At 73.3% G+C, this 22,147-nt stretch carries 15 protein-coding genes; 4 read left to right on the forward strand and 11 right to left on the reverse strand.

Going from position 1 to position 22,147, the window contains the following annotated elements; translation table 11 throughout:
- Positions 1–278: 278 nt before the first annotated feature.
- The 7 genes from ACFV20_RS06295 to ACFV20_RS06325 form a co-directional block, all read right to left on the reverse strand.
- On the reverse strand, positions 279–1,682 hold the full coding sequence (locus ACFV20_RS06295; protein ID WP_385652994.1) for a cytochrome P450: 1,404 nt from the start codon (positions 1,680–1,682) through the stop codon (positions 279–281).
- Between the two features lie 134 nt (positions 1,683–1,816).
- Positions 1,817–2,923, reverse strand: a complete 1,107-nt coding sequence (locus ACFV20_RS06300; RefSeq protein WP_385652995.1) for an NAD(P)/FAD-dependent oxidoreductase — start codon at positions 2,921–2,923, stop codon at positions 1,817–1,819.
- Positions 2,924–3,124: 201 nt separating this feature from the next.
- Positions 3,125–4,288: a substrate-binding domain-containing protein gene (locus ACFV20_RS06305; RefSeq protein WP_385652998.1), complete on the reverse strand. Its 1,164-nt coding sequence runs from the start codon at positions 4,286–4,288 to the stop codon at positions 3,125–3,127.
- Positions 4,289–4,334: 46 nt separating this feature from the next.
- Positions 4,335–5,393 (reverse strand): ABC transporter permease, encoded by a 1,059-nt coding sequence (locus ACFV20_RS06310; RefSeq protein ID WP_385653001.1) that lies wholly within the window; start codon positions 5,391–5,393, stop codon positions 4,335–4,337.
- The gene (locus ACFV20_RS06315; protein ID WP_385653004.1) at positions 5,390–6,940 is read right to left on the reverse strand and encodes a sugar ABC transporter ATP-binding protein; all 1,551 of its coding nucleotides are present in this window, start codon (positions 6,938–6,940) and stop codon (positions 5,390–5,392) included. Before ACFV20_RS06315 ends, ACFV20_RS06310 begins: the two co-directional genes overlap by 4 nt.
- 405 nt (positions 6,941–7,345) lie before the next feature.
- Positions 7,346–10,474: a SpoIIE family protein phosphatase gene (locus ACFV20_RS06320; RefSeq protein WP_385653006.1), complete on the reverse strand. Its 3,129-nt coding sequence runs from the start codon at positions 10,472–10,474 to the stop codon at positions 7,346–7,348.
- Between the two features lie 144 nt (positions 10,475–10,618).
- Positions 10,619–11,041, reverse strand: a complete 423-nt coding sequence (locus ACFV20_RS06325) for a YjbQ family protein (RefSeq protein WP_385653007.1) — start codon at positions 11,039–11,041, stop codon at positions 10,619–10,621.
- Positions 11,042–11,152: 111 nt separating this feature from the next.
- Here ACFV20_RS06325 and ACFV20_RS06330 point away from each other — a divergent pair, with 111 nt between their 5' ends.
- Positions 11,153–12,229, forward strand: a complete 1,077-nt coding sequence (locus ACFV20_RS06330; RefSeq protein WP_385653009.1) for an NAD(P)-binding domain-containing protein — start codon at positions 11,153–11,155, stop codon at positions 12,227–12,229.
- A 21-nt stretch (positions 12,230–12,250) separates the two neighbouring features.
- Here ACFV20_RS06330 and mltG read toward each other — a convergent pair whose 3' ends face one another.
- Entirely contained in the window at positions 12,251–13,096 is an 846-nt protein-coding gene (gene mltG / locus ACFV20_RS06335) for an endolytic transglycosylase MltG (RefSeq protein WP_385653012.1), read from the reverse strand.
- A 43-nt stretch (positions 13,097–13,139) separates the two neighbouring features.
- Positions 13,140–14,942, reverse strand: a complete 1,803-nt coding sequence (locus tag ACFV20_RS06340; RefSeq protein ID WP_385653014.1) for an ABC transporter ATP-binding protein — start codon at positions 14,940–14,942, stop codon at positions 13,140–13,142.
- 86 nt (positions 14,943–15,028) lie between these two features.
- Here ACFV20_RS06340 and ACFV20_RS06345 point away from each other — a divergent pair, with 86 nt between their 5' ends.
- A complete protein-coding gene (locus ACFV20_RS06345) occupies positions 15,029–15,478 on the forward strand; it encodes a MarR family winged helix-turn-helix transcriptional regulator (protein ID WP_385653017.1) in 450 nt (149 codons plus the stop codon).
- A 174-nt stretch (positions 15,479–15,652) separates the two neighbouring features.
- Here ACFV20_RS06345 and ACFV20_RS06350 read toward each other — a convergent pair whose 3' ends face one another.
- Both ACFV20_RS06350 and ACFV20_RS06355 read right to left on the reverse strand, forming a co-directional pair.
- The gene (locus ACFV20_RS06350; protein WP_385653019.1) at positions 15,653–17,095 is read right to left on the reverse strand and encodes a cation:dicarboxylate symporter family transporter; all 1,443 of its coding nucleotides are present in this window, start codon (positions 17,093–17,095) and stop codon (positions 15,653–15,655) included.
- 198 nt (positions 17,096–17,293) lie between these two features.
- Positions 17,294–18,025, reverse strand: a complete 732-nt coding sequence (locus ACFV20_RS06355; RefSeq protein ID WP_385653022.1) for a L,D-transpeptidase family protein — start codon at positions 18,023–18,025, stop codon at positions 17,294–17,296.
- A 287-nt stretch (positions 18,026–18,312) separates the two neighbouring features.
- Here ACFV20_RS06355 and ACFV20_RS06360 point away from each other — a divergent pair, with 287 nt between their 5' ends.
- Together ACFV20_RS06360 and ACFV20_RS06365 are read left to right on the forward strand one after the other, a co-directional pair.
- Positions 18,313–20,172 carry an ABC transporter ATP-binding protein gene (locus tag ACFV20_RS06360; protein WP_385653025.1) on the forward strand — a complete coding sequence of 620 codons (1,860 nt, stop codon included), beginning with the start codon at positions 18,313–18,315 and terminating at the stop codon, positions 20,170–20,172.
- The gene (locus tag ACFV20_RS06365) at positions 20,169–21,950 is read left to right on the forward strand and encodes an ABC transporter ATP-binding protein (RefSeq protein WP_385653027.1); all 1,782 of its coding nucleotides are present in this window, start codon (positions 20,169–20,171) and stop codon (positions 21,948–21,950) included. Before ACFV20_RS06360 ends, ACFV20_RS06365 begins: the two co-directional genes overlap by 4 nt.
- Positions 21,951–22,147 lie beyond the last annotated feature (197 nt).

Raw genomic sequence — 22,147 nt, forward strand, 5'->3', positions numbered from 1 at the left:
CCCGCCCGGTGCGCCCCGTGGCGGAGGAACCGATGGCGGTAGCGACGGGAAGGCGCCGGGGACACGGCCCCTGGACACAGGAACGGCCGGGCAGGTCATCGAGGTGTACCTGCCCGGCCCCCGTGGGCCCTCGCGCCCTTTCCCGGGTCCGATATGAGCATCGCACCCCGGGAGCGCCGCCGACCAGCACCTTTTGTCATGTGTGCGGTGTGCGGGCGTCATCCGGGGACCGTGAGGAACGCCGGTACGGGATGGGCGTTCGGCTCGGTCCCCGCACCTCAGCGGCCGCCGCGGATGAGGCCTGTCAGATAGCGCCACAGCGAGGAGCGCTGCCGGGCGGAGGGGTCGGGCAGGACCTCGTCGGCCACCCCGGGAGCGGGGTCGTCCGCCCACGGCCGCGGGGGCGGCGCGGAGGCGAGTGCGTAGCGGACGGGCAGGGAGCGCAGGCCTCGCATGAACGGTGAGGAACGCCAGGGCAGTTGGTCGGCGGGCAGGGCGAGATCGAGGTGGTCGAACCGCTCGAAGAGGCGTCCCACTCCGGCCGCCGCGACCGTCGAGGCGAGCTCCCGGGCCGGGCACTGGCGCGGTCCGGCCCCCCAGGACAGGTGGGCCCGGGTGCTGATGGCGGTGCCGGAGGCGACGTGGTCGGCGAAGAGCGGGTCGGCGTGGGCGGCGCCCGGGGAGACCCACACCGGGTCGCCGGCCCGGATGGTGTAGGAGCCGAGCGGGGTGTCCCGGGCCGCGAAGCGCGGGACGAAGTTGACCAGCGGCGGCTTGCGCATGACCACGCGGTTCATGCTCTCCCTGACCATCCCGGCGGACAGGCTGGCGCGCACGCCGCCCTCGCCCGAGATGACCTCGACGACGGTGTTGGAGATGAGGATGCCGACGTGGTCGGACGTCATCCCGAGCAGCATGAACAGCTCGCGGGCCAGCTGGTCGAGCGAGAGGTCCGGGTGGGCGGCCAGCAGGTACGAGGGGAAGTCGTCGCCCGGCTTCTCCAGCTTGTGCGCGGCCAGTTCGGCCAGGGTCGCCAGCAGGCGTTCCAGCGCTGCCTCGGCGTCCGGGCCGGCGTCGAGCACGCGCCACATGTCCATCAGCGCGTCGTCGCCCTGTGAGCCGGGGAAGCCCAGCAGATGGCTGGCCACCATCAGCGGCAGCGGCCGGGAGAACTGCGCGGACAGGTCCGCGACCCCGGTCCTGCCGCCCTGTCCGACGAGAGTGATCAGCTCGTCGGCGTAGGCGGTGACGGCGGACTTCAGGCGCTTGGCCTGGGGATGGCGGGGGTCCTGGAAGGGCTTGAGGGCGGCGTCCCACGCGGTGCGCAGCGGCCGGTAGCCGGGGCCGCCCTGGATCAGGATGTGGTTGACCTCCAGGGAGGGACCGAGCGGCCAGTCGGCGGGGACCCTGCCTTCGGTGCGGGCCCGCCAGTTCTCCAGGCCCTTGGGCCAGCCGTCGTCGTCCTGGAGGACCTGCAGCGACTCGCGGTAGCCGAGGACCAGCCAGGCCGGAACCCCCAGGAGGTCGACCGGCGCGACGGGGCCGTGCTGCTGCCGCAGCCGCTCGTAGACGAGCGCGGGACGCGTCTCGTAGTCCCTGGTCAGCAGCGGTTCGGGCCGGAGGGACTCCAGACTCGTGCCGTCCAGGTCCACGGATCCGCCGTCACCCCGCTGGGATTCCATCCTCTTGCCACCCTCCGACACACCCTGTACCGGCCCACCATCAGCCGGTAGCCGAAACGGTGGGGACCCTACCCCAGTGTGAACTCGCGGGTAACGACCGGGGGGTGGGGTGGCGGGGGCGGCCGGAGTGCGGGTCAGGCGGCGGTGTAACCGAGTTGACGGCGCATGTAGGGGGTCAGGAGGCTCTTCGCCTTGGCCAGGGTGGTGGTGCGGCTGCCGAACACGGCGGACTCGCCGCCGGGCACGGGGAGCACGGTCAGTCCGTCGGCCGGTCCGAAGGGCACGATGAGCGGGGTGCGCCGGGTCGGGCGGTAGAGGCGTGGCTCCTTGCGGTGTCTGCCCGAACTCAGCAGATAGGCGCGGATGTTGTGCGCGGCCGTGTCGGCCTGGGCGAGGGCGGCGGGGGTGACCTTGAGTTCGCTGACGTCGTTCACGTCCCCGACGGCGAACACGTCCGTCCGGCCCGCGACCCGGAGCGTCCGGTCGACCTTCACACGGCCGGCTCCGTTGAGCCAGTCGCCGTGACCGGCCAGGCGCAGCCAGAGGGTGTTGGGGGTGGTGCCCGTCGCCCAGTAGGACAGGTCGGCCTCGACGACCGTGCCGCGGGCGTCGCGATAGGTGCCGAATGCGGTGCCGGGCGACATGAACGAGTCGAGGCGCACCTCGACGTCGTGGGACTTCAGCCAGGCCAGGGCCTTGCGTCCCGGGCGGGTCAGGCCCGCGAAGTCGAGCAGCGCGGGTCCGGAGTGGGCGAGGGTGACCCGGGCGCCGGGGCGGGCGAGGCGGATCTCGGCGCTGAGTTCGACGCCGCCGGGGCCGCCGCCGACGACCAGGACGTGCTCGGCCGTGGCGATGTCGCGCTGGTGCTCGGCGAACGACTTGGCCGCTTCCTCGGCGGTGGTGCCGGTGAAGCGGGCCGGCTCGGGGTAGTCGGCGCCGGTGGCGATCACGACGACGTCGTACGGCAGGCGCTCCCCGGTGGCGAGGACGACCTGCCGCTCGGCGGTGTCGACGCGGACGGCCTTGCCGGTGACGACCCGGCCGTGACGCAGCAACCGGTCGTAGGGGATGAAGGGTGTGTGGGTCCACTCGGGGCGTACCCCGGCGCGCAGGGAGGCGACACGGTGGAAGAAGACCTCCTTGCGGTCGACCAGCGTGACCCGGGCCGTTCCGTCGAGCCGTCTGGCCAGCCGGACACCGGCGTAGCCGCCGCCGATCACCACTACGTCGCCGTCGTGCACAGCGCGTCTCCTGTACCTGGTGGGGGGAGCGAGGGCCGCCGCGGGCCCCGCTCGGTCGGCCCCCGGCGGCCACTCGACTGACGCGACAGTAGCGTTTGAAAGTTAAAAGGGTTCCGACGTTCCGTGCATGTTCCGTGAAAGGACCGGCACCTGACGGCTCGTCACTTCACCTGCCGGCCCGTGACTTGCCTGTGCGGCCCGTCACTTCCCCCAGATCTTCCGGTAGGCCTCCCGGTAACCCGAGGGATCCCAGGCGGTGGCGCCTTCGCTGTTGCCGGCAGTGGCGATGTGCACGGGGGCCACGTACCCGCTGTCGGGACGGCCGGAGAAGGCGCGGTTGAACTCGTCGACGATCTGCCAGCCCTGGAGGGACAGCGGCTCGGGCACGGTCGCGGCCTGGTACTGCCTGCTGTTGACGCGCTGGAACGCGGACGGGTCGCCGTCGCCGGCCCCGATGTTGAAGGGCGGCCCGGAGCCCTTCTCACCGGCGGCGCGGAAGGCGGGCGCGGCGTCGGCGAAGTACAGGTCGTTGATGGCCACGGAGTGGGTCCAGCGGTCCTGGAAACGGGACAGCAGGGAGGAGATCTCCCGGGGTGTACGGCTGCTCGCGTCGGAGATCGGGATGTTCTCCACGGAGAGCAGCCGCACGCCCTGGCAGGCGGCCAGTTCCTCGCGGATCAGGTCGGACTTGTTGCGCGCGAAGGGGATCGACGCGTCGGTGATGAGTACGACCCCGGCACGGCCGCCGGAGTCCGAGATGATCCACTGTGCGCTGATGCGGGCCACGTCCCGGACCCGGGTGGTGACGTTGGTGAAGAGGTCGGGCCGGCGGCTGGGCCCGGGGTCGGGGACCGCGTGCCAGCCGATGAGCGGGATGCCCTGCTCGGCGGCCCGGGCGGTCTGCTGGGCCGTCGAGTCGGGGTCGAACCCGCCGATGACGATGCCCGAGGGCCGCAGGGAGACGGCTTCGCTCATGGCCGCCTGGATGCCGGCCGGGGTGCCGCCGCCGTCGATCACCCGGACCTCCCACCCGATGGCCTTCGCGGCGTCCCGTACTCCGTTGGCCGCGCCCGCGACACCGGGGTTCGTCATGGTCTGGGCGACGTAGACGAGGTTCTTGCCGGACACGGCCGTCGGGCCGCTGGTGGGCCCTCCCCAGGGGATGTCGGTCCGTTCCGCCCGGGTGACGGCTTCCCTGGCCCGGGCGTGGACGGCGGGGCAGCCGCTCGGGCCCGTGGTGGCCTCGTCCGCCTCGCCGGAGGAGCCGCGTTCGCAGCCGGTGAGGACGGCGACGGTGGCCAGCAGGGCACAGGAGGCGAGCCGCGCGGTGCACACGGCGGGCGCGGCCTTGCGGGTGTGGTGCACGGGAGCTCCAGTGAGGGATGTCGACGCGGCGGGGCCTGCCGTGGCGTCAGGGCGGGTCGGAGCCGCCCTGGTGCGCGGGTGCGGGCGGGGGCGGCGCGGCGGGAGTCTCCCGCGCGGCGCCCCCGCTCAGCCGGCGGCGGGCGGCGTAACCGGCCAGACCCACGGCGATCAGCAGGGTCCCGCCGTTGAACAGCGGGACCGTCCAGAACTCGGCGCCCAGCTGGGCGATACCGGTGAGGCCGACGGCGAGGACGGCGACGGCGACGACCGTGCCGAGGGCATTGGGGCGGCCGGGCTTGATCGCCGTGGAGCCGAGGAGGGCGCCGACGAAGGCGGGCAGCAGGTAGTCGAGGCCGACGCTCGGGTTGCCGATCTGCTGCTGGGCGGCGAGCAGCACCCCGGCGAAGCCGACGATCAGGCCCGAGGCGGCGAACGCGTAGACGGTGTACCGACGGGTCGGGACGCCCACGAGGTCGGCGGCCCGCGGGTTCGACCCGACGACGTAGAGGTACCGGCCGAGCGGCAGCCGCTCCAGCACCAGCCAGAGAACGGCCGCGAGGGCGAGCACGTAGAAGGCGGGGACCGGCAGGCCGAGGAACGAGGAGTCGTAGAGGTCGGTGAACGCCGGGGGCAGGCCCTGCGGGCCGGGGACGATCCGGCCGCCGTCGGTGATCCAGCCGGTCACGGCGTACATCATGCTGCCCGTGCCGAGGGTGGCGATGAAGGAGTCGATCCGGCCGAACTCGACGACGACGCCGTTGATTACGCCCACGACCAGCCCCCCGGCGAGGACGGTGAGGCAGGCCAGCGGCCAGGGCCAGCCCTCGTCGACGATGAGCTGCAGCACCATCACATGGGCCAGGCCGAGGCCGTAGCCGATGGAGAGGTCGAACGCGCCGGTGACGACGGGCACCATGGCGGCGAGCGCCATGACCGCCGGGATCGACTGGTTGGAGAGGATCGAGTCGAGGGTGTCGAGGGTGGGGAAGGTGTCCGGCAGGGCGAGGGAGAAGGCCAGGCAGAGCAGGACGGTGAGAGCGAGCAGGCCGTAGGCGCCGATGTGGTGGCCGCCGGGCCGGCGCCGCGGCCGGGGCGGGGGTGTCACGGGTGTCCGGCCGGGGACGGGGGCATGGCCGAGGCCGCCCGGGTGAGTCCGGCGACGGTGAGGGCGCGGCCGCTCAGCTCGGCCGTCACAGTGCCGCGCACGAAGACCAGCGTGCGCCGGCACACGCTCGCCACCTCCTCGAAGTCGGTGGACAGCAGCAGCACCGCGAGGCCCGCGTCCAGCGCCTCGTGGAGCAGGCGGTGGATCGCGGCCTTGGCGCCGACGTCGACGCTCGCGGTCGGCTCCTCCAGGATCAGCAGCCGCAGTTCCGTCCGCAGCCGGCTGCCGAGCACGACCTTCTGCTGGTTGCCGCCGGACAGGGTGGCGACGGGCGTCTCGGTGTCACGGGGGCGCACCGAGAAGCGGTCGAGCAGGGCCGCGGCCCGGGCGCGTTCGGCACGGGGGCCGATCCAGCGTGGTGCGGGTCCGCCTCCCGCGCGCGGGTCGGCCAGGAGGTTCTCCCGTACGGTCAGCTCGGCGAAGCAGCCCTCGCGCAGCCGGTCACCCGGCACCAGACCGACTCCGCGGCCGACGGCCTCCGCGACGGTGCGGGGCCGGTACGGCCGCCCGTCCAGCACGGCCCGGCCCTCCAGGAGGGGGCGGGCGCCGGCGAGGGCGCGGCCGAGGTCCATGTGTCCGGCGTCGGACAGGCCGACCAGCCCGAGGACCTCCCCGGCGGCGAGGGTGAGGTTCACGGGCCCGGCCCGGGCGGTGCGGACGCCGTCGAGTGTCAGGACGGGGGGCGCGTGGCCTGCCGCCCTGGCGGGTCGGTGGGCGGCGGGTTCGTCCGTCTCGCCGACGATGTCGTGGACCAGCCGCTCGGGGCTGTGGCCGGCCAGCCGGCCGTGGCTGACGACCCGGCCGTCGCGCAGGACGGCGAAGGTGTCGGCGACCCGGTAGACCTCGTCGAGGCGGTGACTGACGTAGAGGATCGCGTGTCCGCGGTCGCGCAGTTCGTGCAGGACGCGGAAGAGCCGGGCGCAGTCCGCGGCGGGCAGGCGGGCGGTCGGCTCGTCGAGGACGATGAGCCGTGCGCGTGCCGCCAGCGCCCGGGCGATCGCCACCAGGGAGTGGTCGGCCGGTGAGAGGTCGGAGACCGGCAGGTCGGGGTCGAGGTGCGCGGCGACGACGCGCAGGGCCTCGACGCAGCGCGCGCGGGTGCGCCGCCAGGAGATCAGCCCCGAGCGGCGACCGTACCCGGCGGTCAGGGCGATGTTCTCGGCGACCGTCATCCACTCCACGAGCCCGAGGTCCTGGTGGATGAAGGACATGGCCCGGGTGGCGGTGGCGCTGCCGAGCGGTTCTCCGGCGACGGTGACCTGCCCCGCTTCGGCGTGGTGGACTCCGGCGAGGATCTTGATGAGGGTGGACTTCCCGGCCCCGTTGGGCCCGAGGAGCGCCAGGACACTGCCGGAGTGGACGTCGAGGTCGGCTCCGGCCAGCGCGACGGTGCCGCCGAACCGCTTGCTGAGCCCGCGGATCCGGACCAGGGGTTCCGGCCCGAAGGGTGAGGCCGTCTCCGGGGGCGTGTCGGGAACGTCGCGCACGCGATCAAATTACAGCATTAAGGACATTTCCCGGCCCGATACGGCACGGATCCGCCGCGGCCCCCACGGGAGCGGCCTCCCCGGTCGGCGGGCGAGATCACCTCGCGGGCCGGCGGGCCGGGGTGGCCATACGGGTCGGGGGGCCGGGGCGCCCCGGCTCGGCGGCGGGGGTCAGCTCACGGCTCGGCGGCCGGGCTCGCCCCACGGGTCGGCGGGCCGGCTCGCCTCACGGGTCGGCGCGCCGGGGACACCGCACGGCTGGGCGGGCCGGGGTCGTCTCACGACTCAGCAGGCCGGCTCACCTCACGGGTCGGCAGGCCGGCTCACCTCACGGGTCGGCAGGCCGGCTCACTTCACGGGTCGGCAGGCCGGGGACACCGCACGGCTGGGCGGGCCGGGGGCGTCTCACGCCGCGTCGAGTTCGCACTCGGCCCAGATCACCTTGCCCTCGGGCAGGTAGCGGGTGCCCCAGCTCTGCGACAGCTGCGCGACCAGGAAGAGGCCGCGCCCGCCCTCGTCCGTGCTGGCGGCGCGGCGCAGGTGCGGTGCGGTGTTGCTGGCGTCGGAGACCTCGCAGATCAGGGTCCGGCCGTAGAGGAGCCGCACCCGGATGGGTTCCGCGCCGTGCCGGACGGCGTTGGTGATCAGCTCGCTGAGGATCAGCTCCGCCGCGAACGCGGTCTCCTCGAGCCCCCAGCCGGACAGCCGGCGCACGGCGGACGCCCGGACCTCGCCGACCAGGGCCGGGTCGGCGGACAGCTCCCAGGTGGCGATGCGGTCGGGGTCCACGGCGTGGACGCGGGCGACGAGCAGGGCGATGTCGTCGTGCGGGTGCGTGGGCGCCACGGTGTCCAGGATGACCCGGCAGGTCTCCTCCGGGGCGCGCTCGGGATGGGCCAGGGCCGCGCGCAGCTGCTCCAGGACCACGTCGACGTCCCGGTGCCGGTCCTCGATGAGACCGTCGGTGTACAGCACCAGCTGGCTGCCCTCGGGGAGGTCGACCTCGACGGCGTCGAAGGGCAGGCCCCCGAGGCCGAGCGGCGGCCCGGCGGGCAGGTCGGGGTAGGTCACGGTGCCGTCGGGGTGGACGAGCGCGGGCGGCGGGTGTCCCGCGCGGGCCATCAGGCACCGCTGCTCCGCCGGGTCGTAGACGGCGTAGAGGCAGGTCGCACCGATGACGCCGGCGCCCTTGCCGTCGGGGTCCTCCCGGTCGAGGCGGCCCACGAGGTTGTCCAGGTGGGTGAGGACCTCCTCCGGCGGGAAGTCCAGCTCGGCGAAGCTGCGGGCGGCGGTGCGCAGCCGGCCCATGGTGGCCGCGGAGAGCATGCCGTGGCCGACGACGTCGCCGACGAGGAGACCGACGCGCGCGCCGGGCAGGGGGATGACGTCGTACCAGTCGCCGCCGACGTCCGACTCCGCCGGCAGATAGCGGTGGGCGACCTCGACGGCGTCCTGGTCGGGCAGGCCGTGCGGGAGGAGCCGGCGCTGGAGGGCCAGGACCATGGCGCGTTCGTGGGTGTAGCGCCGGGCGTTGTCGATGGACAGGGCCGCACGGGAGGCGAGTTCCTGGGCCAGCGAGCGGTCGTCGTCGCCGAAGACGCCGTCCGAGCGGTAGAAGGTGGCGACGCCCAGGACGACACCGCGGGCGAGCAGGGGCACCGCGATGAGGGAGTGGACGTGGGCCAGCAGGCGGGCGGTGGGCTCGGGGTCCTGGGCGAGCCAGCCCGAGGCGGCCCTCAGGTCCGGTTCCAGCACGGCCTCACGGTTGCCGAGGCAGCGCAGCTGGGGCGTGGCGGGGCCGAAGTCGGTGCGCTTGCCCGGCGGGGTGAAGGGCAGTCCCTCACGGGTGCCGTGGACGACCGTGCGGCGCAGGTCGGTGAGCGGGTCGGCGGCCTCCTCACCGCGCAGCACGGCGTCGGGCAGGTCGATGGTGACGAAGTCGGCCAGTCCGGGGACGGCCGTCTCGGCCAGTTCCTCGGCGGTGCGGCGTACGTCCAGGGTGGTGCCGATGCGGGTACTGGCCTCGGACAGCAGCTCCAGACGGCGGCGGGCCGCGAGCGCGTAGGCCCCGACCTGGGGCTCCCCCAGCATCACCAGCCTCCGGTCCGCGGGCGCTTCCCCGGGCTGTCCGCCCGTGGCACGCCCGCCTCCGCCGGCCGCGGGGGCCGCGCCGGGGTCGGCTTCGCTCCGTACTGCGGCGCCCGCCCCGACGGCACCGGGCCCGGCCAGGCCCGGCCCGTCCGTCACGCCAGGCTCCAGCGCTGCGCCGTCCGCGCCGGGCCCTACCGCTGTGCCGTCCACGCCGGGCCCTACCGCTGTGCCGTCCACGCCGGGCCCCACCGCTGCGCCGTCCACGCCGGGTCCTACCGCTGCGCCGTCCACGCCGGGTGCTACCGCCGCGCCGTCCGCGCCGGACCCCACCGCCGCGCCGTCCACGCCGGGCCCCACCGCCGCGCCGTCCGCGCCGGTGGTCACGGCTGGGGCGGGGGCAGCGCCGAGGTGTCCGGACGGCAGGGTGAGCGCCGGGCGCTTGGCGGTCAGCGGGACGGCGGGGGCGGTGAGGCCGGGCGGCTCGTCCGTCTGGTGCGGTATCGCGAGCGGCGCCCCCGCGGGCAGGCCGGGCAGCACGGCCTCGATGGCGATGCCCTGCACTCCGGAGCCACTGGTCACCGGGCGGCTCACCAGCGTCACCCGCCGGCCGTCGGGCAGGGTCACCTCGATCGCCCCCCGCTGCGCCCCGGCGATCAGCTCGGCGGCCCGCTCCTGGAGAATTGCCTGGTCACGGGGGTGGAGGGCGTTCGCCAGGGCGTCCAGCGCCACACCGCGGTGCGGAGGGTCGCTCCCGGCTCCACTGGCCAGATACGTGCGCAGCAGGGCCCGTTCACGCGCGGAGCTCTGTCCGAGGAGCCGCCGTTCGATGCCCTCGGCGGCCCGGCGGATGGCGACTCCCAGCGCGGGCCGGTCGAAGGAGCGCGGATATCCGAGGCACAGGACACCTTCGATGCGGCCGCTGAGCGGGTCCCGCACGGGCATCGCGACGCAGGCGTTCTGCTGGGAGCGCTCGGCGAAGTGCTCGGCGCCGTGGACCCGGATGAGCTGCCGCTCCGCCAGGGCGAGGCCGATGCCGTTGGTGCCGGCGACCCGCTCGGCGAACACGAACCCCGGGACGACCTGGAGGTCCGGCAGGCTGCGGGTCATGGCGGGGTCCCCGAAGCGGCGCAGCAGGACCGTCCCTTCGGCGTCGGCGACCGAGATGTTGACCTGGCTGCCGGCGAAGGCGGACTGCAGCCGGTCGAGCACCGGCACGGCGGCCCGGACGATCCGTCCGCCCGGGTCGAAGTCCTCCCGGTAGGGCAGGTCGAACGTGTCCGGCGACAGCCCCAGGGCCCGGCAGCGCTGCCAGGAGTTCAGGATGGACGTCCGCACGCCGGTCTCGACGGGCTCGCCCTGGAGGAAGAGCTCGCGCAGACTGGCGGGCCCCGTGCCGTCCGTCGCACGCCCCGCCGGCCTGGGTTCCTCACCGGACCGAACCACGCTTGGCCTCACTTCCGCCCGCGGAAATCCGCAGGCCGGGAAGAGAATCTGGCATTGATGAGGATACGGGCATTACGGGCGGGCGTCACGGCACGCCGGAGCACGGGGGGCCACCGGCCGGGAGGAGGGGCGGCACAGTCGTGCTCACCCCAGGAAACTCAGGCGCACCGTGCGTTCCGGGTTGTCCTTGTTGGTGTCCACCAGGCACACGGACTGCCAGGTGCCGAGCTCCAGCCGGCCGCCGAGCACGGGCAGGGTGGCGTGCGGCGGGACCATGGCGGGCAGGACGTGGTCGCGGCCGTGGCCCGGGCTGCCGTGGCGGTGCTGCCAGCGGTCGTCGGCGGGCAGCAGGGTGTGCAGGGCGGCCAGGAGGTCGTCGTCGCTTCCCGCACCGGTCTCCAGGACGGCGATGCCGGCCGTCGCGTGCGGGACGAAGACGTTGAGGAGGCCGTCACGGCCGGCGGCCGCCTCACGCAGGAAGGACTCGCAGTCGCCGGTGATGTCGAGGACCCGCTCCGCGGCACCGGTGCTGACGTTCAGGACTCGGGTGGTGAAGACGTCTGACATGCCCCCCATCCTGACGCACGCGCCGACCCGTGCCGCGCCGGCGTGCCCCTCCCCCGCCGGTGAGAGGTCCGGTGCGGGAAGATCCACGGCTCCGCACCGGTTAGTAGAAATGTGAACAACACACGCGAGGTCGACGTGCTCGTCATCGGCGCGGGTCAGGCCGGCCTGGCCGCCGCCTACCACCTGCGGCGATCGGGTTTCGAGCCGGACCGCGACTTCGTCGTGCTGGACCACTCCCCCGGCCCCGGCGGCGCCTGGCAGTTCCGCTGGCCGTCGCTGACGTACGGCAAGGTGCACGGGATGCACGCGCTGCCGGGTATGGAACTCACGGACGCGGATCCGGGGCGGCCGTCCGCCGAGGTGATCGGTGCGTACTTCGACCGCTACGAGCGCACCTTCGACCTGCGGGTGAGGCGCCCGGTGGACGTGCGGGCCGTTCGCGAGGGGCCCGGCGGGCGTCTGCTCGTCCGGACCACGGACGGCGACTGGTCGACGCGTGCGCTGATCAACGCGACCGGCACCTGGGACCGGCCGTTCTGGCCCCGCTATCCGGGCCAGGAGACGTTCCGGGGGCGGCAGTTGCACACCGCGCAGTACCCCGGGCCCGAGGAGTTCGCCGGGCAGCGGGTCGTGGTGGTGGGCGGCGGCGCCTCGGGGACCCAGCACCTGCTGGAGATCGCCTCGCACGCGGCGGCCACCACCTGGGTGACGCGGCGCCCGCCCGTCTTCCGTGAGGGGCCTTTCGACGAGGAGGCGGGCCGTGCGGCGGTCGCGCTCGTCGAGGAACGGGTACGCCAGGGCCTGCCGCCCCGCAGTGTCGTCTCGGTCACCGGGCTGCCGCTCAACGACGCGATCCGGCAGGGCATCGAGGACGGGGTGCTCGACCGGCAGCCGATGTTCGACCGGATCACGCCGACCGGCGTGGAGTGGTCCGACGGGCGCCACATCGACGCCGACGTCATCCTCTGGGCCACCGGCTTCCGCGCCGCCATCGACCACCTCACCCCGCTCCGGCTGCGCTCGCCCGGCGGCGGCATCCGTATGGAGGGCACGCGCACGGCAGCCGACCCCCGCGTCCACCTCGTCGGCTACGGCCCTTCGGCCAGCACCATCGGGGCCAACCGGGCCGGACGCGCGGCCGTGCGGGACATCAGGCGGCTGCTGGAGCGGGAGCCGGCCGCGGCATGACTCGGGCGGGGCACAGGCCGGTCAACCGGCTGCCGGTGCCCCGCTCTTCTTGCTCAGTGCGTTGAACTCGGCGACGTTGCGCTGGTGTTGCTGGTAGTCCGCCGTGAAGCGGGTGTCGCCCGGCCGGACCGTGACGAAGTACAGCCAGTCGCCCGCGGGCGGGTTGACGGCCGCGCGCATGGCCTCCTCCCCCGGGCTGTCGATCGGCGTGGGCGGCAGGCCCATGCGCTGGTACGAGTTGTAGGGGCTGTCGATCCTCGTGTCGCTCTCCGTCGTGCGGAGGGTGGAGCGGTTGAGGGCGTAGTTGATGGTGGAGTCCATCTGCAGAGGCATGCCGCGTTCGAGGCGGTTGAAGATGACCCGGGCCACCTTGCCCATGTCGGCCTTGGTGGCCGCCTCGGCCTGGACGATGCTCGCGATGGTGACGGCCTGGTACACGTTCATGGCGTTGCGCTGCGCCCCGGCGGCGATGGGCGCGCCGTTGAACTTCTGGTTCGCGGTGTCGACCATCAGCGCCAGGAGCTTCTCCGGAGTGGCCTTCTCCTGGAGCGGATACGTGGCCGGGAAGAGGTAGCCCTCCGGATTGCCCTCGGCGTCGTTCGGCAGTTTCAGCGCGGCCTTGTCGAGGGACTTCTTCGTGCTGCCGGCCGGCAGGGCCAGGGCCTTGTCGACGGCCGCGTAGACCTGGCTCGCGCGCCAGCCCTCGGGGATGGCCAGGGTCGTGGGGCGGCTCTCCTCCTCGGTTCCCAGGGTCAGCAGCGGCACCGCCACGGCGGTACCGACCACGACGGCTCCGGTCGCGACGAGGACGATGCGGCCCCGGCGCGTCAGTCGAATCGCGCTCCGTGGCGGAGTGTTCTTCTGCATGCGGGCACGGTAACCCGCATATCGTCACAAACCCGGCATATTTTCATCTTGTCGGTTCCAGTTGGGCGTCCCGGCGTACCAGTGCCGCGTACCGGCCGCCCTCCTCCAGGAGTTCCTCGTGCGTACCGCGCTCGACCGCCCGGCCCGCGTCGAGGACCACGATCTGGTCGGCCGCCCGTACGGTCGACAGCCGGTGGGCGATGGTGAGGGTGGTGCGGTTGGCCGACAGGGCGTCGATGGCCTCCTGGACGGCGGCCTCGGTCCGGGTGTCCAGCGCGCTGGTGGCCTCGTCGAGGATGAGGACCGGCGGGTCGCGCAGGATGGTGCGGGCGATGGCCAGGCGCTGCTTCTCGCCTCCGGAGAAGCGGTGGCCGCGCTCGCCGACGACGGTGTCGTAGCCGTCGGGCAGGGCCGCGATGTGGTCGTGGATCTGAGCGGCCCTGGCCGCCTGGTGGAGCTCCTCGTCGGTGGCGTCGGGCTTGGCGAAGCGCAGGTTGTCGGCGACCGAGGCGTGGAAGAGGTACGTCTCCTGCGAGACGACGCCGACCGCGCGCGCCAGGGTGTCGAAGTCGAGGTCGCGGACGTCGGTCCCGTCGAGGGTGACGCGGCCGCCGGTGACGTCGTAGAGCCGGGGCACCAGGTAGCCGAGGGTGGACTTGCCGGCGCCGGTGGAGCCGACGAGGGCGAGGCTGCTGCCCGCCGGGACGGTGAGGTCGATGCCGTCGAGGACCCGGCCGTCCTTGCCGTCGTAGCCGAAGGAGACGTTCTCGAAGCGGACCTCGCCCTTGACCCGGTCGAGGCGCACCGGGTCGGGGCGCTCGGTGATGTCGATCGGCAGGTCGAGGTACTCGAAGATGCGCTGGAAGAGGGCGAGCGAGGTCTGGATCTGCACACCGGTCGACAGCAGGCTCACGGCCGGGCGGAACAGGCCCTGCTGGAGCGAGACGAAGGCGACGATCGTGCCGATGGAGACGGCGGGGCCGCCCAGCTGGAGCGCCATGCCGGCGGTCCAGTAGATGACCGCGGGCAGGGCGGCCATGACGATGGTGATGACGGCCATGCGCCACCGCCCGGCCATGTTCGACCGGACCTCCAGGTCGACGAGTTCCTCGGACTCCTCGGCGAAGGACTTGGTCAGCGAATCGGAGCGGCCCATCGTGCGGCCGAGCAGGATGCCGCTGACGGAGAGCGACTCCGTGACGGTGGCGGCCATGGCGGCCATCTGCTTCTGGCGCTGGGTGGTGATCTTTCGGCGTTCGTTGCCGACGCGGCGGCTGATCCAGACGAACACCGGCAGCAACAGCAGCGAGACGACCGTCAGGCGCCAGTCGAGGGCGATCATCGCGACGATCGTGGCGACCACGCTGGTGACGTTGGAGACCAGGGAGGTCGCGGTGGAGGTGACGGTGGCCTGCATGCCGCCGATGTCGTTGGCGATGCGGGACTGCACCTCGCCCGTGCGCGTGCGCGTGAAGAAGGCGAGGGACATGCGCTGGAGCCGGCCGTAGACGGCGGTGCGCAGGTCGTGCATGACGCGCTGGCCGACCGTCGTCGAGATCAGGGTCTGCAGGACGCCGAAGACGCTGGTGAGGACGGCGCTGAGGATCATGCCGAGGGCGAGCAGGCTCAGCAGGCCGGTGCGCCCCTCGGGGATCGCGACGTCGAGGATCTCCTTCAGCAGGAAGGGCGTGGCGACCGAGACCAGGGACGCGGCGCCGACCAGCAGGCCGACGATCGCGAGGCGGCCCCGGTAGGGGCGGAAGAGGCCGAGGATGCGGCGGACCTGCCGGGGCTGCTCCTTCGAGTCGGCCGGCGGGGTCCAGGGGGCTTCACGGTCGGGATGCATGGGCTCCTACGAGGGACGCGGCGGATCGGATCACAGCTCATTGTTACCTATACTCACAATGAACGGCATCCTGATATTGTTCCCGCATGACCACGCCCGATCCCGACGGTCTGCTCGCCGAGCAGTTGCTGCGGCTCACCCGCCGGGTGCACCGCATCCAGAAACGGCATCTGGAGCACCGCGAGCTGGGCATCACCCCGGCCCAGTCCCGGTTGTTGCGCACGCTCGCGCACTGGGGTTCGCCGCCGCGCATGGCCGATCTGGCGGAGCGCCTGGAGGTGGTGCCGCGTGCCGTGACGACGCTGGTCGACGGTCTGGAGGCGAGCGGCAAGGTGCGGCGGGTCCCGGACCCGGCGAACCGGCGGGTCATCCGCATCGAGCTGACGGACGACGGCCGGGGCGCGTTGCGCGAGCTGCGGGCGGCACGCAGGTCGGCCGCTGAGGAGATCCTCGCTCCGCTGACGGGTGATCAGCGTGCGGCGCTGAGCGGCTTGCTGGACACACTGATCGACGGGACGCCTGCGCAGCCCTGCTGACGGTCCGGAACACGCAGCGGGCCGTGGCCGTCGCCCCTGGCACGCTGACGGTGCGGAGCACGCAGCGGGCCGTGGCCGCCGTCCCTGGCACGCTGACAGTCCGGAACACGCCGCGGGCCATGGCCCTCGCCCCTGGCGCGGGAGCGAGGGTCACGGCCCGCATGCGCTGACTCCTCAACCGGCCTCGGGCGCCGGCTCCTTGAGCTCTTCGAGCCCCCTGGACTTCTGCGCCGGGACGGCCGGCGCGAGGGCTTCGGTGCTGAACTCGCCCTCAGCACGCTTCAGTTGACCGTCGTGCTCCTCTTCACCGTCGTCCGGCGACGAGACGTCCTCACCGTCGAGTGTCCGCTTGGCCTGGTCGATGTCCAGGGCCCCCTCCCAGCGGGACACCGCGAAGACGGCGACGCAGTTGCCGAGCAGGTTCGTGACCACGCGCATCGAGTCCATGATGCGGTCCACGCCGAGCAGCAGCGCGACGGCACCGGCGGGGATCGCCCCCAGGGACGAGGCGGTGGCGGACAGGGCGAGGAACGCCGAGCCCGGGATGCCCGCCATGCCCTTGCTGGTCAGCATCAGCACCAGGACGACGGTGATCTGCTGGCCGAGGCCGAGGTCCACGCCCACGGCCTGGGCGATGAACAGCGTGCCGATGGACAGATAGAGCGAGGCGCCGTCGAGATTGAAGGAGTAGCCGGTGGGGAGAACCAGCCCCACGGCGTCGTCACGGGCACCGGCCCGGCGCAGCTTCTGCATCACACGCGGCATGACCGACTCGGTGGACGCGGTGCCGAGCGCGAGCAGCATCTCCTCACGGATGTAGCGCAGGAACTTCCAGAGGCTGAGCCCGGTGACGGCTTTCAGGGCGACTCCGAGCAGTGCGACGAACAACGCCGCGGCCACGTAGCAGAGCACGATGAGCTTGCCGTACGTCTTCATCACACCCAGGCCGTAGTTGCCGACCAGGTGGGCCATCGCGCCGAACACCGCGAGCGGGGCCAGCCGCATGATGAAGCCGACCACGGCGAAGATGATCTCCTGGGCCTGCTCGATGGCGGGCAGGATCTTCGGCACCCTGGTGTGCCCGAGGTGCAGCAGGGCGGCGCCCACCAGGCAGGCCAGGATGAGGACTTGGAGCAACTCGTTCTCGGCGAAGGCCCCGACGAAACTCTGCGGCAGGGCGTTCAGGAGGAACTCGGTCGTCGTGGGCAGACGACCACCGCCCGTCGTCTCGTCGACCGCCGCGGTGTCGAGCGAGCCGGGGTCGACGTTCATGCCCCTGCCCGGGCCGACGACGTTGGCGGCGACGAGGCCGATGACCAGGGCGGCCGTCGAGGCGATCTCGAACCAGACGAGGGCCTTGACCCCGATCCGTCCGAAGGCCTTCAGGTCACCGGCCTTGGCGATGCCGACGACGACCACGCAGAACACCAGCGGTGAGATCACGGTCTTGATGAGCCGGGTGAAACCGTCGCCGAGCGGCTGGAAGGCCGTGGCCGTGTCGGGCCACAGCTTTCCGACGACGATTCCCAGGACGAGCGCGCAGCAGACCTGCGCGAAGAGCGAGGTGCGCAGCGTGCGTGCGACGCGTCGCGGGAGGGACGGTACGGACGGCGACACGGAGCCTCCTAGGGGGACGGAACGCACAGAAGCCGGAGGGGTCTTCTGTGATGCGGAATGTCAATTCCGCTTCCGACACCCTGAAGGCTGTCTTGATCGCGCACAAGACCGCGATGTTTCCGCCGAGTAAAAGCACCATGAGTGGCGCACGTCACACGCACCCCCTCTAGGGGGACTTGGCCGCCCCCGCAACGAGGCCTAAGCGGCCAGGTCGGCCCTGTCTCCCATCACCACCACGGGACGCTGTCGCGGGTCGAGCGTGCGCAACAGATACCTCATCGCCGGCTCGGACACGCTGACGCAGGCCGACGTGCCGCTGCCGTGGTCCATGTGCAGCCAGATCCCGCCGCCCTTCTTCTGGCCCTCGGGGCGGGTCGGGTCGTTCGGCGGGGTGCCCTTGACGCGGTTGTAGTCGATGGCGATGACGTAGTCGAAGTCGTGCCAGTGCGACTCGGCCCACCAGCGCGGGGCGGCGAAGGCGGCGGAGCGGGTGTACGGGAGCCCGGAGCCCGGGTCCGGCAGCACGCCCCCGGCGTCGCTGAGGGTGAACACGCCCACGGGGCTGCGGTTGTCGCCCTCGTGGTGGTCGGTGGTCCAGCCCTTCTTGCCGTTGTGCCCGGCCCAGTCGCGCTCCAGCTGCCAGGCCGAGCCGTGCTTGGTGTACAGGACGACCGTCGAGTCGGCCGAGTCCTTACCGTCGCCGTAGACCGCGACGACCTGGCGGGAACCGGACGGGATCCGCCGTTGGAGCCGTTCGCCGACGCCGGGGACGCGGGTCGGATCGGCCGTGGCCGCGTGGGTGCGGGTCGCGGGGCGGGCGGCGTCCGTCCCACCACCGCCCTCCGCGCCGCCGCAGGCGGACAGAGCCGTCAGGAATGAGGCGAGGACCGCCGTCGCGGCCACCGCTCGTCGTACGCCACCACTGTGCATCGCTCCATGGTCGCACCGCGCTTCGGGCGACGGCGCGCCCGGAGGACGGCCGGTTCCCGCCGGTTGCCGGCCCGTGGCACACGGCGGACGGCCGGTCTCCGCCGGTTGCCGGCCCGTGGCACAAGGCGGACGGCCGGTCTCCGCCGGTTGCCGGCCCGTGGCGCACGGCCGGTTCCGTTCGGTGGGCGGAAAACCTGTTGCCCGCCACCTCGCGACAGGGCGAACCTGTCACGGTTTGCTGCCTCCGGCCGGACCCCATCCTCCCTGACACGAGCCACTGGGACGTCATGCAGATTCAAGACCTTCCGTACCCCGACCCGGGCGTCCCGGACGCGCGTTCGGGCCCTCGATTCCTGTGGTGGCTGTTCCGGAACCAGCTGGGCGGTCAGCTCAAATCGCTGGCCTGGGGGCTGCTGCACTTCGCCTCCGTCGCCGCCCTGCCGTTCTGTGTCGGGGTCGCCGTGCAGGCCGTCGTCGACCGCTCCGGCTCCCGGCTCGCTCTCGCGGGCGGCCTGCTGGCACTGGCCTGCGTCGGCAACGCGGTCGGTGACACCTTCCTGCACCGCACCGCGATCACCAACTGGATCACCGCGGCCGCCCGCGTCCAGCAACTGCTCGCCCGCAAGGCCGCCCATCTGGGCGCGGCGCTGACCCGGCGGGTCGCGGCCGGTGAGGTGGTGGCGGTGTCGACGGGCGACGTCGAGAAGATCGGCTGGTTCGTGGAGGCCCTGTCCCGCTTCACCGCGGCCCTGGTCACCATCGTGCTGGTCTGCGTCGGCCTGCTCGTCTACCAGCCGGCGCTCGGCGTGGTCGTCGCCGTGGGGCTGCCCGCGCTGGCATTGGCCGTCCTGCCGCTTCTGCCCCGCGCCACCCGGCGCGCCGACACCCAGCGCGAGAAGGCCGGCCGCGCCACCGAGCTGGCCTCGGACACCGTCGCCGGTCTGCGTGTGCTGCGCGGCATCGGCGGCGAGGACCTGTTCCTCGACCGCTATCGCAGCGCCTCCCAGGAGGTCCGTCACGCGGCCGTGCGCAGCGCCCGGATGTGGTCCCTGATCTCCGCGATCCAGGTCCTGCTGCCCGGGCTGCTGCTCATCGCCGTCGTCTGGCACGGCGTGGGGCTGGCGCGCGAGGGCCGGATCACCGTCGGCGAACTGGTCACCGTCTACAGCTCGGTGATGGTGCTCACCTACCCGCTGCGGCACTTCGAGGAGATCGCCATGGCGTACTCCTTCTCGCGGCCCTCCGCCAAGCGGGCCGCGGGAGTGCTGTCGCTGGAGCGGCCCACGGACACCGCCGGATCGCGCGCGGGCGAGGTGCCCTCGGGCGACCTGTACGACCCGCGGACCGGGCTGCTCGCGCCCGCCGGCCGGCTCACGGCCGTGGTGTGCGGAGACCCGGACGCGGCGGGCCTGCTGGCGGAACGGCTGGGCGGGCACCCCTCCGAGCAGGGCCCCTCGGTGCTGCTCGGCGGGGTGCCGCTCGACGAACTCCCGCTGGACAGCGCCCGCAGGGCTGTTCTCGTCCAGGACAAGGACCCGGTGCTGCTGTCGGGGACGCTGCGCGAGCTGCTCGACGTGCCCGCCTCGGGTGCCGTCCGGCCGCGCGAGGCGCTGGCCGCAGCGCAGTGCGACGACGTGCTGGCGGCGCTGGTGCAGGGCTCGCTGGACGCGGCCGACCCGATGGACGCCCGGATCACCGAGCGCGGCCGGTCCCTGTCCGGCGGTCAGCGCCAGCGGCTCGCGCTCGCCCGGTCGCTGATCGCCGACCCCGAGGCGCTCGTCCTGGACGAGCCGACCTCGGCCGTCGACTCGCACACCGAGGCACGGATCGCGCACGGCGTACGGGAGTTGCGCGCGGGGCGCACGACCGTGGTGTTCACCTCCTCCCCGCTGCTGCTGGATGGCGCCGACCGGGTGGTGTTCCTGCACGACGGCGAGGCCGTGGCGGTCGGCGCCCACCGCGAACTGGTGCGCACCGAGCCCCGCTACCGGGCGGTGGTCACGCGTGAGACGGACGAAGAGGCCGCACCGGACAGCTCCGTCGCCCTGGACGACGCACTGCAGGAGAAAGACGTCCTGCAGGAGAAAGACGTCCTGCAGGACGACGACGTACTGCAGGAACTGGAAGAGATCGAGGAGAAGGCATGATCGGCGTCGCGCCACCGGCGTACGACCCGGCGGCCCCGACGACGGCGAACACCCTGCCGGTCGGAGCTCCCGGGACCGTGCGCGCCTACGTGGCCGAACTGCTGCGCCGGCACCGGCGGGCGTTCGTGCTGCTGGTCGCCGTCAACACGGTCGCCGTGATCGCGTCGATGGCCGGTCCCTGGCTGCTGGGCGGACTGGTGGAGCGGGTCTCCGCCGGGGCCCGGGACCTGCGGCTGGAGCTGACCGCCGGGCTCTTCGTGGCCGCGCTGGCCGTGCAGGCCGTGTTCGTCCGGCAGGTGCGGCTGCGCGGCGCGATGCTGGGCGAGCGGATGCTGGCCGACCTGCGCGAGGACTTCCTCGTCCGGTCGGTCGGACTGCCGCCCGGCGTGCTGGAGCGGGCCGGGACGGGCGACCTGCTGTCGCGCATCACCACGGACATCGACCGCCTCGGCAACGCCATGCGCGAGGCCGTGCCGCAGCTGTCGATCGGCGTGGTGTGGGTGGTCCTGCTGATGGGCGGCCTGGTGATCACGGCACCGCCGCTGGCGCTCGCCGTGCTGCTCGCCCTGCCGCTGCTGATCGCCGGCTGCCGCTGGTACTTCCGGCGGGCACCCTCGGCCTACCGCTCCGAGGCCGCCGGGTACGCCGCCGTGGCCGCCGCGCTCGCCGAGACCGTGGACGCCGGGCGCACCGTCGAGGCCCACCGCCTCGGCGAGCGCCGCGTCGGGCTGTCCGAGCAGCGGATCCGGGAGTGGACGGCCTGGGAGCGGTACACGCTCTGGCTGCGGTCGGTCCTCTTCCCGGTCATCAACGTCACCCACGTGACCGTGCTCGCCTCGGTCCTGCTGGTCGGCGGTGTGTTCGCCCTGCACGGGTGGATCGACGTCGGCCGGCTGACGACCGGCGCGCTGATCGCCCAGATGCTGGTCGACCCGGTGGGCATGATCCTGCGCTGGTACGACGAGCTGCAGGTGGCCCAGGTGTCGCTGGCCCGGCTCGTCGGGGTCCGGGACATCGAGCCGGACGCCGGGGACCCGACGGTGCGCCCCGAGGGGCGCCACGTGCGGGCCGACCGGGTGCACTTCGGCTACCTGGAGGGCGTGGACGTCCTGCGCGAGGTGTCCCTCGAGGTCGCCCCCGGCACCCGGCTGGCCCTGGTCGGCCCGTCGGGCGCGGGCAAGTCCACGCTGGGCCGGCTGCTCGCCGGGATCTACGCGCCCCGGGACGGCCGGATCAGCCTGGGCGGGGCGGAGCTGTCCCGGATGTCCGCCGAGCAGGTCCGCTCCCATGTGGCGCTGGTCAACCAGGAGCACCACGTCTTCGTGGGTTCCTTGCGCGACAACCTCCGGCTCGCGCGGGCCGGCGCCGTCGACGCGGAGCTGTGGGCGGCGCTGGGCGCGGTCGACGCGGACGGCTGGGCCCGTGCGCTGGAAGACGGCCTGGACACCGAGGTGGGCTCGGGCGGTCTGGCGCTCACCCCGGCCCAGGCCCAGCAGATCGCGCTGGCCCGCCTGGTGCTGGCCGACCCGCACACCCTGGTCCTGGACGAGGCGACGTCCCTGCTCGACCCCCGCTCCGCCCGCAACCTGGAACGGTCCCTGGCCCGGGTCCTCGACGGCCGCACCGTCGTCGCCATCGCCCACCGGCTGCACACCGCCCACGACGCGGACATCATCGCCGTCGTCGAGAACGGCCGGATCAGCGAGCTGGGCAGCCATGACGAGCTGGTCGCGGCGGACGGGGCGTACGCGGCGCTGTGGAGGTCGTGGCACGGCTGAGCACCTCGTGCCGCGAGACGGCCGCCCGCCCGTGAGAGGGGCGGCCGTGTCCTTGGCGTTGCGCGGTCCCGAGCCGGGGTGGAAGGCTGGAATCAGGCACCGGCTCGGGGAACGTCCGGGAACCAGCGGTTCGGGCGGCGCCAGTGCTCCGTGTGGCGGCGGCCCGGCGCGGGCCCCGTGAGAGCGGGCCCGTCCCA

The organism is Streptomyces sp. NPDC059696, assembly GCF_042733745.1.
Classification (GTDB): domain Bacteria; phylum Actinomycetota; class Actinomycetes; order Streptomycetales; family Streptomycetaceae; genus Streptomyces.